Genomic DNA, 12,439 nt, shown 5'->3' on the forward strand with positions numbered 1-12,439 from the left:
CTGGCAGGGGGAGCCGCTGGAGAAGGCGATCCCCATCTCGGTGCGGGGACGGCGCGACGCGTTCGTCGTCGATGTCCGGCAGGGGCTGATTGACGGGCAGATCGTGAGCCCGGAACGCGCCCTGCAGAAGCTGAACGGTGTGCCCGACGACATTGCCCGCCGGACCGACGGCACCAATCGTGCCGACGTCTCCTTCGCGCTCGGCGGCCTAGCGCCCGTCCCCCTCCTCTTCCTGCTCGGCGTGATCGTCGACGACGAGCACCGCACGCTGTTCATGGACTGGGACCGCAAAGCGCACATCTGGCGACCGCTCGACGAGGACGACGACGGGAGGCGCTTCGACGTCACCGGACTCGGCGCGGTCGTCGGCGGCACCACCCGCGCCGCGCTCTGCGTCTCCGCCTCCTACGACGTGCTCGATTCCGACGTGCGCCTGGTTGAGCCGACCGCGCCGATCATTCGGATGAACCTGCAGGACCGATCGACTGCGTCGCATTGGTCGGATGCGAAGCAGCAGCAGCTTACCCAGCAGTTTCTCGACACGGTCATGGCGCTCTCACGGCAGGGCGTCACCGAGATCGCGCTGTTCCTCGCGGCGCCAGCCAGCCTTTCGCTCAGGTTCGGGACCGTCTACGACAGGCGCAACCTACCGGGCGTGACCGTGAACCAGTTCGAGCAGGCGGACGCGCGGAAGTTTCCGTGGGCGGTCCGGATGCCGGTCGCGGGTCTGGCTACACCTGAGCTGGTGCAGCGCTGATGCCCGTCGCACCCGTGCCGGTGGCCCCGGCGATCGACGTCGCGAAGCTCGGCCATTCGATGATCGACCTGGCTCCTACCGAGTTCACCCGCGACGCGATACAGGGTCGGTAGCCTAGAGGCGGTCGGCTTGCTGCCTTAGTGCAGCCATTATCGGCGGCACTCATCAGTTGACTTAAGCGCGCGCGCGTGAACTCTCGCGCCTCGGGGGCAAGATAAAGATCTGGATGAGAAGGGGGTGACGTGCGTCTGGCCAAGTTGAGTATCCGCAACTTCCGTAATTTCCAGGCAATCGACGTGCCCTTGGCGGGCAATGTCGTCCTCCTGGGCGAAAATCGCGTTGGCAAGAGTAACCTCCTCTTTGCGGTACGCCTCGTCCTCGACCCGACGCTTCCTGATTCGGCGCGCCAGCTCAAGCTCTCGGATTTCTGGGACGGCTGCGATTTGGCGGCATCGCCCGAAATCGAGGTCCATCTCCATTTCGCCGACTTCGACGATGATGCCGCGCTGGTCGCGCTGCTCACCGATTTCCGCACCGCCGCCGATCCCGCCGTCGCGCGGCTGAGCTACGTCTATCGCAAGAAGCCCGAGGTCGCCGGCATTCCCCAGTCGGGCGAGGACTGCGAGTTCATCGTCTATGGCGGTGGCGACGAATCGCGCGCCGTCTCCAGCCGGGTGCGCCGTCGCATCGCGCTCGACATGCTCGACGCCCTGCGCGACGCCGAGGGCCAGCTCGCCTCGTGGCGCAACTCGCCGCTTCGCCCTTTGCTCGAGGACGCTATCGCCTCGGTCAGCCGCGCCGATCTCGACGGCGTCGTCGCCGACCTCGAGGCGGCCACCAAGCGGCTAGAGAATTTCCCATCGGTAAAGGCGCTCGAGACCGCGCTGCGCTCGGGCATCCTCGATCTCGCCGGCACCGCCCACGACATCGACGCCCGGCTGCGCTTCGCGCCCGCCGATCCGCTGCGCCTGTTCCGCGCGATCGCGCTCTACATCGACAATGGCCGGCGCGGCCTCGCCGAGGCCAGCCTGGGCTCCGCCAATGTCGCGCTGGTGGCGCTCAAGCTCGCCGAGTTTGCCTGGCGGCGCGCCAAGAACGAGCGCAACTATTCGCTGCTGTGCATCGAGGAGCCCGAGGCGCACCTTCATCCCCAGCTTCAGCGCGCCGTGTTCGACAAGCTCTTCCAATCCCCCGATCCCGCACAGGCGCTGATCGTCACTAGCCATTCGCCGACGCTCGCCGCGGCAGCGCCGCTGCGCGCCATCGTCCAGCTGCGCGCGGCGGGCGGCGCTACCCGGGCCTACTCGCTCGCCTCCCTACCGGTTAGCCCCGACGAGCTCGATGATATCGAGCAATATCTGACCGCCACACGCTCCGAGTTGCTGTTCTCGCGCGGCGTCATCTTCGTCGAAGGCGACGCCGAGGAGACGCTGCTGCCGGTCTTCGCCGACGCGATCGGGCATAATCTCGACCGGCTCGGCATCAGCATCTGCAATGTCGCCGGTATCCATTTTGAGCCCTATGTGAAGCTCGCTGCGAGCCTCGGGCTGCCCTTTTCGGTCATTACCGACTGGGATCCGCTCGATGGCGCTAAGCCGCCGCTCGGCAAGGCGCGCACCCTCGGCATCTGGGACGCCTATTGCACCGTCACCGGCACCGCGCCGCTGACGCCCGAGCAGCGCGCGCAGTGGCAGGCCGCCGATTTTGCCGGCTTCAGCGCCGGATGGCGCCAGGCCGGCATCTTCCTCAACGACCAGACCTTCGAGATCGCGGTCGCGAACACGCCGGGGCTGCAGGCGGCATTGCTCGATATTTTGGAGGAGCAGGGCTTTGGCGCGATTCGCAAGGCGCGCATCGCCGCCTGGCGCGCCGGCGCGCCAGTCGATCCTGCGCAGCTCCTTGCCATGGTCGCCGACATCGGCAAGGGGCGGCTGAGCGCCAAGCTCAAGAAGAAGTTGGCCTGGAACCTGGCGCCCCCCGCCTATGTCGCCGGCGCCGTCGGCTATGTAGCCGCGCGTGTCTAACCATCTCGCGCTGGTGCGTGCGCTGGTCGACCTTGCCGGCAACCCGGAACAAGCCGATGCCGTACGCGAACGCGGACACTGCGTCGTGCTCGCCGGCCCGGGCAGCGGCAAGACCAAGACGCTGACCACCGCCATGGCGCGTGCGCTGGTCGAGGATGTCGTGGATCCGCGCGGCGTCGCCTGCATCACCTACAACAACGAATGCGCGATCGAGCTCGAGAACCGGCTTGCGGCGCTCGGCGTGCTGAGCAGCGACCGCAACTTCATCGGCACGGTGCACAGTTTCGCGCTGACCCAGGTCATCATGCCCTATGCCCGGTGCTTCCCGGGCCTGCTGCCTGCGGATTTTCGCGTCGCCACCACCGCCCAGCGCCGGGCCGCGGTCGAATCCGCCTATCTGGCGGTTTTCAACGACCGCTTCGATCCCCATGACCGGTGGAGCTTCGCCGAGGAGAAACGGCGCCGCGACGTCGATCGCAGTCTGCCCGCCTGGCGCGGGATCAATCCCGAACTGGCCGATTTCATCGAGGCCTATGAAGCCGAGCTTCGCCGCCGCGGGCTGATCGATTTCGACGACATGCCGCTGATCGCTTTCGGCATGATCAAGGCGCATCGCTGGATACGCGCCGCGCTGCAGGCGCGCTTCCCGGTCCTGTTCGTCGACGAATATCAGGACCTCGGCCATGCGCTCCATGAACTGGTCCTGCTGCTCTGCTTCGACGGCGGCATGCGCCTGTTCGCGGTCGGCGATGGCGACCAGTCGATCTATGGCTTCACTGGCGCCAATCCGAAGCTTCTTCAGAGCCTCGCGGCCCGCCCCGACGTTCGAGAAATTCGTCTCCGCTTCAATTACCGCTCGGGTGCAAGGATCATCCGGGCGTCGCTCGGCGCACTCGGCGAGGAACGCGACTATCGCGGCCTCGACGGCGCACCCGAAGGCGAGCTCACTTTCTACCCCGTCATGGGAGGCCACGATGCGCAGGCGGCGGCGATTGCCGAGACCGTGCTTCCCGCGCTGCTTGCGCGTGGCCATCCCCCCGAGCAGATCGCGATCCTCTACCGCGCCGCCTGGCTCGGCGACAAAATATCACACGCGCTCAATGGCAGGGGCGTCGCGCACGTCCGCACCGATGGCAATGCGCTCATCAAGCGCAGCTCGCGCCTCGCCCGCTTCGTTGAGGGCTGCGCCGGATGGGTCACCGGCGGCTGGCGCGAGGCCGACCCGCCTTATGGCCGGCTGCTCGCCCAGGCGCTCGCGCTCGTCTATGGCGGCCGCGCCAGCGACGCCGAGCAGGAGACGGTCTCTCGCCAGCTCATCGCCTTCCTACGCAGCAGCATTGATGCGGGCGAGACGACGCATACCTGGCTGCAACGTCTCTGCCGCGAGCTGGTCGCCCCATGGCGTGTGCTGGCGCGCAACCCCCAGCAGGAATGGGAGATCTGCTCCGAGATGGTGGTCAAGACCGATCCCGCGCAGGACAAGGACATGCCGCTCAACGTCTTCTCGGGCCGTATCGAAGGCACCGGGCCGCTCAGTCTCAGCACCCTGCACAGCGCCAAGGGGCGCGAGTTCGACGCGGTGATTCTCTACGGGATGAACGCCAGCGACATCCCGAGCAATCGCGACAGGAAGTCCGCCGGGGCGCTACGCGAGGCGCGCCGGCTCTTCTATGTCGGCGTCACCCGGCCGCGAAAGGAGCTCGCCATCGTCTATCAGGAAGGCCATCACTCGCCCTGGGTCGCCGAGCTCTACCAGCGCAGTCAGCAAGGGTGACAATGCCATGAGCACCGACCACCACTTTCAGGCGCGTGACATCCTCACTCCGCTCGCCGACCCCGGGACGCCCAGACGACACGGTCACTCGGACGCGGTTACGAAATCGGCCAATCTCGCCGGTCAGGCGTCGGCTTTGTTGGTGACAGCGAACAACAGGATGGAGCGCGTGGAATGGCCGGTGTTGGCGTAAGCCGACGGTCCAGGGACTGCATGGGAACGGCGTAAGTTGGTCGCAAGCTATCACTACCGCACTGCCCTCGCACGAATTTCCGCCCTGATTGTGGACGTTCCCGAGCCAAAATCACGTTCCCGATTCCGGACTTTCGTTCATCGCCTGCGCGTGGGACATTACCACCATTCCCAAACAATAGGCCGAGCGGCAGGTCTTTTTTAAAACGGATGTACAGCGTGTTGGGTTCGCGCAAGGCACATCGAACTCTTCATGCAGGCGCAATGCCGAATGCTAGGCGCGTGCGAACGGAGAATGACGACCGAGATACCCTTACCTCTGCGTATTGCGCGGACATTGTAATTAGGTAGATTACTGTTGCGTGCGTATCAGAATTTGGGATTATGGGGTTACGGAGGAGCGGGAACGGAAGAAAGTTCGAGAAGAATGCGTTGGTTTCACGCAGATTTCTCCTTCGTTCATTCGGTGATTTGGCTGTTAGGGGTGGAGCTTGGTTTCCTTCGGGATGACGTATCTATCGCCCGACGCAATGCGCGAGGCACGGAAATTCATGAACGCGCACCAGAAAGGTGTCCGCGACGAGATCGGCTTCCTGATCGTGCACCAGCGTTACGCCGATCGCTTCTTCCCCGGCACCTCGGTCCTGCACACCCGGCTGCGCTACGCTCTGTTCGTGCCGTGGCTCTACCGCGATGAGCAGGCCAAGCCCGCCAAGGGCATGCGAACCCAGGACAGCATGAAGCGCCGCGAGTATCTGCTGACGGGACGGCTGATCAACGAGACGGCCGGCGTAATCGGGAGCGGGAACTATCCGTTGCCGGTCGATCAGCGTCCAAGCCAGGTGTATTGGGGGGCGCTGCAACGCTGGGGGCTGGTGCGCGAGCAGGAGGGGACCGGGCCGCTCAGCCGCTATCAGGTCGAGCGCATCGTTACCGGAAAGCCCGGCGGCCCGTTGAAGGATGACGAGTGGACACCGCTGAATGGCATGTCTTGGCCATTCGTGTGTCCCGAACCGCCCGAGGACTGGAACCAGACTGGCGAAGGCACGCTCAGCTTCGACCTCACCGCGAAGGAGAAGAAGTTCCTGGCGAAGCGGTTACGCAGCCTCACCTCGCCGAAGAACCCGGGCGCGCGGTCGATATTCTCGCTTCTCGTCGGGCACGACGTGTCGTCGAGCCGCGCTGCGTGGAGTCCCCAGATCCGCGACCTAGCCGAAACCGAGCGACCGGCTCTCGAACGCTCGGGGCAAGCAGCGGCCTTGGCGGCGATTGGCCGTGCGGTCTATGCCGCACAGGTCGAGACGCTGTGTAAGACTATCGACGGAAGCAAGCGCACCGCCACGCAGCGCGACGCGCTGCCGCAGGTGCTGGAGCGGTGGCGGACGCAGGCGGACCGGCTCGACTGGGCGGCCTTTCTCGAGGACATGGACGACAAGAGCGAGTTCTCCCCCGTCGTCTCGATCGCACTGCGCGATACGCTCTCGTGGATCCGTGATGGGCATAGTGATCCGATGCGGCTTGAGGAGGTCTATCGGAAGGCCGAGATCGGCCGGAAGGGGCGCCGCGCGCGGCTGTCGCTCACCCAATTCGGCGTCGATCAGCGCGCAGACTGGGACAATGATCACCATCCGATCGGCGCGCCGCTTCACTATCGTTGGGACCGGGTGCAGATGTTGCTCAGGGATCTGGTCGGCGCATGAAGAAGCCACCGAAAGACTTCCCCGGCCAGGCATTTCTCGAGCTGTTGCGACCGCCAAAGCTCACGCGCACGCGGTTCGCGCTGTTCGCCGCCTATTCGGCCGATCCGATCGTGCTGGGCGGCACCCTGCTCAACCTGCATGCGCGCGGCCGCGATAGTGCGGGCGGCAACAAGTCCGATTTCGCCGGGGCCATCGAGGCGCTGCGCGACCGTGTCCGGTTCATCGTCCAGCGCGGCCGCATCCACCGCGGCCCGAAGCTTCCCCGGATCGCTGCGGTGCTCGACCAGTTCGTAATCGAAATGCCTTATCGGGAGCGTTTAAACAGCTGGCACCCGAAAGCGGCACTGATCTGCTACGAGGACGACAAGTCGCACTGTTTCTGGCGACTCTGGATCGGAAGCCGCAATCTCACGACAAGCCGGGACCTCGATCTCGGGCTGGTCCTCGACGGCGAGAGCAAGCGGCGCAAAGGAAGTCAGGCGATCAGCGGGATCGACGCGCTTGGTGCCACGCTCGCCCGGGAGGCAAAGCTTCCCGACCTCGATCCCGACACGCTCGCCGATGAGTTGAAGACTGTTCGATGGATCGCGCCGGAGGGGACCCATGTCGATAGCATCGACCTGTGGACGCGCGGCGGGGAGCCGGCGCCCCCGCTCGCCGCGTCGAAGGCCGGCAAGATCATCATACTAAGCCCTTTTCTGTGCGACACGTTCGCCGGCGCACTTGGGGGCATTACCGCGGGATGTGCCGACCGCACCCTCGTCACGACCTTGCCGGCGATGCGCAAGCTGGGGGCGGAAGGACGCGCCGGCCTGTCCGGTTTCAAGCTGCTGTCGCTCGCAGCGCCGAGCCCGGACGGGAGCGAGGCGGACGAGGTCCCGATAGACACCACGTGCGAGCCTGCCACCGACGAGGAGGATGAAGGCCGAGCAGGTACTGCGCATTCCGGCCTGCACGCCAAGCTGTTCGCCTCGATCACCGGCAACCGCATCGACATCGTCGCCGGCAGCGCCAACGCGACGGATCGCGCGTGGTCTGGCCGCAACGCAGAGGTGGCCGCCCGGCTCAGCGGCGGCGCCGCAGAGATCGACGGGGTCCTGGCGGTCGTCGGCTCCGCAACCCCGATCGCGCCAGAGCTGCTGGAGGGGCTTCCAGATGAGGGTGAGGGCGAGGCGTCCGAAATGCAGCTGGAACAGGTCCGCTGGATGCTGGCGGACATGCCCCTGACCCTCCGGCGCGATGGCAAGCTGTTCACTATCGAGGGTGAGCAAGCACCTACGCTGCCGGCGTCCGCCCGCCTTGAAGTGGGTCTCGCAACGATGGTGATGCACCCATGGGAAGGTGGTGCCCGGAGCGTCGCGTTGGGCGAGGTTCCACTGTCCCTACAGACCGATCTCGTCCAGTTCCGCCTGGTGATGGGCGACTTGCCGGCCGCTTCCTGGATGATGCGGGTGCCGATCTCACCGATGATTGAGGGGGACCGCGATTCCGCGGCGATCAGCCGCTTCCTCAGCGTCGCCGGCCTGCAGTCCTGGTTGCGCGAAATGTTGGAGGGCGAGGCCGGCGCAGGTGCCGAGGACGATTGGGATGTAGAGCCGGTGTGCGGCGCGAGGCGACGCGAGAGTTGGAAGCATGACGGCTTCGCGCTCGAGGATATCCTCACGGCCTGGGCGAAGGAACAGATGCAGAAGACCGACGCTCTCAAGCGGGTCGATGCGATGCTCGATCGCTACGTCGCAGCCGTACTTGCCCACGGCGAGCATCTTTCGAAGGAGGATCGCGCAGATCTCAGGGCGCTCCAGGAAACATGGGGCGTTGCGCGCGACGTGTTGTTGAAGAAATGAGCAGCACCCCGCGCCCATTCCAGGAGGCAACGGTGGCCGCTGCCGTCGCGGCACTCACCGGCACGGGGAGCCGCCGGTTCCTTGTTGCGGACGAGGTCGGGCTGGGCAAGACCACGGTCGCGCGCGAAGCCCTCCGACATCTGTCAAAAGGAGGCACCAAGGCGTTCACGGCCTTCTATGTCACCAACAACACGCGTGTTTCGGATCAGAATGCGTCGCGCCTTGTCGACTTCCTCGGGAACAAGGATGCGAGGAAACGCGCCCTCTCCAAGGTCGATCGGCTATCGATGATCCCGCTCGACCAGCGGCCGCCGGGCGAGCCACGCTCTCCGCTGCGTCTCTATTCGCTCGCTCCGCAGACCTCGTTTCCGGCCGAGGGCAAACACCAGTCTCCCGGGGCCGCTGTCGAGCGGGCGTTCCTCGGCCGCCTGCTCGAACGCGCCGTGCCAGGGGTTTCGGAGAAGCTGCCCGATCTGTTCATTCAACAGCGCGCCGTGAAGAGCTGGGAGGGCGCGTGTCGTACCGCCGATCGGCTTATGGGTGGCATCGATCCCAAGCTCGTCGAGACCTATCGCAACGCGCTCAAGGCGCGCTTCAATCCGGAAGGCAAGCGGCCCAGCCTCGCCGACCGCATTGCTAAAGCTGCGGATGAAAAGCCCCATTCGCGCACCCTTACCGTGTTGAGGCGGCTCCTTGCCGAGGCCTGCCTGGAGGCTACGCCACCCGATCTCATCATCTTCGACGAATTCCAGCGCTTCCGGGAGATGCTGGCGCCCGCAGCTGGCGACCGTCTCGGGCAGGCACTGCTCGGTATCGGCAGGAAGAGACCGGCGATGCTGCTTCTCTCGGCGACGCCCTATCGCCTCTACGGCGAGTCCTGGGATGGCAAGGATGGACCGCAGGCGCATGAGGAACTATTCGAGACGATCGAGTTCCTGACTCGGAACAAGGAGACCCGCGCGGAGGCCGAGCAGCTGTTCGCCAGCTTTGGCGAGATTCTGCGGGCAATCGGCGATGCGACGGGGGACGGTATCGACCCGCTGCTTCGCGATCGTGCCGAATCGACGCGTGACCGTATCGATGCGCTGCTGCGGCCGTGCATCGCCCGCACGGAGCGCCCGGCGTCGACCAGCGAGGATTATCGGACACGCCGCGCCGCCCTCCCCATCTTGCCGGGCGATCTGCGGGTGTTCAAGCAGTTTGCCGGCAAAGTAACCGACCGGAACAAGACCGCTGCTTCGGCTTATTGGCTGTCGGTCCCGCTGCCGGCGCAGGCGTTGGGCTCCCGCTACAAGATTGCCGAAGATAGACCGTTCGAGCGCGAGCCCGGCGCACCATTCCTGCGTGCCGGCAAGCAACTCGCCGAGGCGAAGCAAGGCTGGGGAAGCGCGAAGTTGCGCGCGCTGCAGGAAATTGCGAAAAGTCCGGAGCTGGCCCTGCCATGGGTCGCGCCGTCGATGCGTTGGTGGCGTTTGGCCGGGCCGTGGGCGAGCGCGCCCTCCCAGAAGACTCTTCTCTTCAGCCGCTTCCGCGCGACGCCGCAGAGCGTTGCGGCGCTGATGAGCCTTGGGGTCGAGAACGCCTATCTCAATGCGGCAGGCACCGATCGCCGCCCGACCTGGGAGAGCAAGCGTCTGGCGCCGCAGTCCGGCCTGCCGGTGATGGGGCTGTTCCACCCCTCGCCGTTCCTGATCCGGGTGACGGATCCGCTCAAGGGACACCACGCGACCGCGGACACGGCGCTTAAGACGGTGGCCAATCAGCTCCGCCGTGCGCTGGGCCGCCTCAAGATCGAAATCCGTGACAGGCCGAAGAAAGACGCGGAGCGCTCCCGACCGCTGTGGAACCTGCTGGCCGCGATTGAGCAGGAATCGGGCGACTACGATGCCACGCAGTTGGCATGGGCCGCAACGGCAGGCGATGAGGCCGTGCTCGGGCGGATTGTCGAGGAGCGCGACGACGTAGAGGCGATCGAGTGGATCAGCAGCAGGGAATTCGACCGCCTCGCCGAGATCGCGCTGTCGTCGCCCGCTGTCGCTGTGGGCCGCGCGCTGCTACGCCATCTCCCAACGGCGATAGACCCTGAGCATATCTACGACCTTACTTGGTTCTGCTGGCACCGGCTCCGGACCTATCTCGACAATCGCGTCTTCTGGGGACGGCTCGGGAACGGCAGCTTTACCGAGGTGCTCATGGCCGCAGTACGCGATGGTGGTCTCGAGAGCGTGCTCGACGAACATTTCTGGCTCGCGCAAGGACAGGTCGAGGCAGCGCAGTTGCTGGACGAACTCGGCTCGGCGCTGCACGCTTCGCTGGGCTGGTTCACCTTCCGCGGCCTCCCGGCAACCGGGAGGTCGATCCGCCTGCGATGCCACGCGGCCGTGCCGTTCAGCGGGACGGAGAAAGCCGACGCCGAGACGACCGAACGCGCCCTTTCCGATTCCGAAGAGGACGCCCCACCACGTGCCGAGGGTTTGAGGCGGGCGTTCAACACGCCGTTCTGGCCGCATGTTCTCGCCACGACGTCGATCGGCCAGGAGGGGCTCGATTTCCACAGTTGGTGTCGGCGGATCGTCCATTGGGATCTTCCGTCGAATCCGGTCGATCTTGAACAACGCGAAGGTCGCATCTCCCGTTATGGCGGCCTTTTGATCCGCCGGCCGCTTGGCGCAAAGGTGCGCGAGGACGCAGTGGCGGCAGGCAAGGGTGGGCGATCGCCGTGGAACGCGGCTGCGGCCCTTGGGGAGGCGCGCTTTCCTAACGACACCGGACTGTCGCCATGGTGGACGTTCGAGAACGCCGATATCGACCGACATGTTCTGGCATTGTCGAAGAGCCGTGACATCGCGCGCTTCGATCACCTCCAGCGCCAGCGTTTGCTCTATCGCCTTGCGCTTGGCCAGCCGAACCAAGAGGATCTGGTGAATCACCTTGCGCGCGGTAGTGACGAGAAAATTGCCGCACTCAGCGCTCTTGCCCTTGACCTCCGTCCGGTGTCGAGAGCGCACAAGTAGTATCTAGGTGACACCGCAGCTGATACCGCACTGAAAGAATGACGAACCTTGGGTGCTTAGCTACCGGCAACTATCAAAAATCTGAGGGTCCAGTCCCAGCAGAAACCGACTTTTGCGCTTCCGCGTCGGAACGACGTGACTTGATCGCGACCTGCCGGATGCCCCCCTGCCCCGTCCGGCGATCACCGACCCTTCACGGACACTCAGCCGCCGATTTTCCGTTGCCAGCTGCTGTCCATCCGCTTTCTCATTTTCGATGCTCAAGATGAGCCGGTAGCGGAATGTCGCGTTGAAGGTTCGCAGATCCGGTTAGCGTAACTGCTCACGGTGTTGGCCAAGCTCTGCCGGCTCAGGCGATGGCGAACCTGCCCTCGACGAGTTCGCGCACGGCTTGAAGGGCTGATTTGCCCTGCAGGCGAGCGGTGCCGGTCACGGAGCGATAGCCGGCGTGGATCTGGGCGCCCCAGTCAGATCGGAAGCCGTTTGTGACTTTGCGGAACACGACCGAGGGACGGATCTCGCGCTCGGATATGTTGTTGGTCGCAGGGACGTCGCGGTTGGTGAGGAAGACGAAGAACTTGCCCCGCCATGCCTTGATCTGTTTGAGCAGAATCCTGCCTGCGGGATGCGCGATGGGCATCCGTATGAGACGGGTCAGCACGGTGTCGGCCTTGGCACAGTAGGCCGCCAAGGTCGTATCCTTCAGACTGCTTCGTCGCTTGCCGATGCGGATGGCCCAACGCAGATGGTCGCGGACCTTCGGGGCGAAGGCCCGATCACCGCAGTCGATGGCATATTGAACGTCGCGCAGGACGTGGGCGAGGCAGACCTGGTGCTCCTTGCCCAGTTCCTGTTGTCCGGCATAGCGGTCGGAGATCCACCCATCGGGCTGGTGTCCGCCCAGAACCTCCTCGGCGACACTGCGCGCCCGGCGCGGGGCGATCCTTTGCAGGACGGCCTCTTTCGAGAGGAAGACCCACTGCAAGTGGATGATACCGTTGGTGCGGGTCGTGGTCTCGTCGGATGCGATGACCCGTGCGGTCAGCAACTTGTCGGTGATCGCGCGGGTAGATCGGAAGAGCGTCGTGTAGGGAAAGAGTGTAGATCTCGGTGGTCGCCGTATCATTAAAAAAA

The 12,439-nt window shown here is 65.1% G+C and carries 7 protein-coding genes; all 7 read left to right on the forward strand.

The window, feature by feature from the left end; genetic code table 11:
* The coding region (locus tag PMI02_RS23315; RefSeq protein ID WP_007687664.1) for an SAVED domain-containing protein at positions 1-757 on the forward strand (757 nt) is incomplete at its 5' end.
* A 242-nt stretch (positions 758-999) separates the two neighbouring features.
* Positions 1,000-2,781, forward strand: coding sequence for an ATP-dependent endonuclease (locus PMI02_RS23320; protein WP_007687666.1), 1,782 nt, complete (start codon positions 1,000-1,002; stop codon positions 2,779-2,781).
* Positions 2,774-4,555 (forward strand): ATP-dependent helicase, encoded by a 1,782-nt coding sequence (locus PMI02_RS23325; protein WP_007687667.1) that lies wholly within the window; start codon positions 2,774-2,776, stop codon positions 4,553-4,555. The genes PMI02_RS23320 and PMI02_RS23325 overlap by 8 nt, the downstream gene beginning before the upstream one ends.
* 7 nt (positions 4,556-4,562) lie before the next feature.
* Entirely contained in the window at positions 4,563-4,748 is a 186-nt protein-coding gene (locus PMI02_RS23330; protein ID WP_007687669.1) for a hypothetical protein, read from the forward strand.
* A 529-nt stretch (positions 4,749-5,277) separates the two neighbouring features.
* Positions 5,278-6,447, forward strand: coding sequence for a DUF6361 family protein (locus PMI02_RS23335; protein ID WP_255348723.1), 1,170 nt, complete (start codon positions 5,278-5,280; stop codon positions 6,445-6,447).
* Positions 6,444-8,291, forward strand: coding sequence for a phospholipase D family protein (locus PMI02_RS23340; protein WP_007687674.1), 1,848 nt, complete (start codon positions 6,444-6,446; stop codon positions 8,289-8,291). The genes PMI02_RS23335 and PMI02_RS23340 overlap by 4 nt, the downstream gene beginning before the upstream one ends.
* Before the next feature lie 32 nt (positions 8,292-8,323).
* A complete protein-coding gene (locus tag PMI02_RS23345) occupies positions 8,324-11,305 on the forward strand; it encodes a helicase-related protein (protein ID WP_007687675.1) in 2,982 nt (993 codons plus the stop codon).
* The last annotated feature ends 1,134 nt before the right edge of the window (positions 11,306-12,439 follow it).

The organism is Novosphingobium sp. AP12 (genome assembly GCF_000281975.1).
GTDB lineage: Bacteria > Pseudomonadota > Alphaproteobacteria > Sphingomonadales > Sphingomonadaceae > Novosphingobium.

Excerpts from the sequence above, each read along its gene's own strand:
- PMI02_RS23340 (WP_007687674.1), top strand. The coding sequence starts at position 6,444 with ATGAAGAAGCCACCGAAAGACTTCCCCGGCCAGGCATTTCTCGAGCTG.
- PMI02_RS23330 (WP_007687669.1), top strand. The coding sequence starts at position 4,563 with ATGAGCACCGACCACCACTTTCAGGCGCGTGACATCCTCACTCCGCTC.
- PMI02_RS23335 (WP_255348723.1), top strand. The coding sequence starts at position 5,278 with ATGCGCGAGGCACGGAAATTCATGAACGCGCACCAGAAAGGTGTCCGC.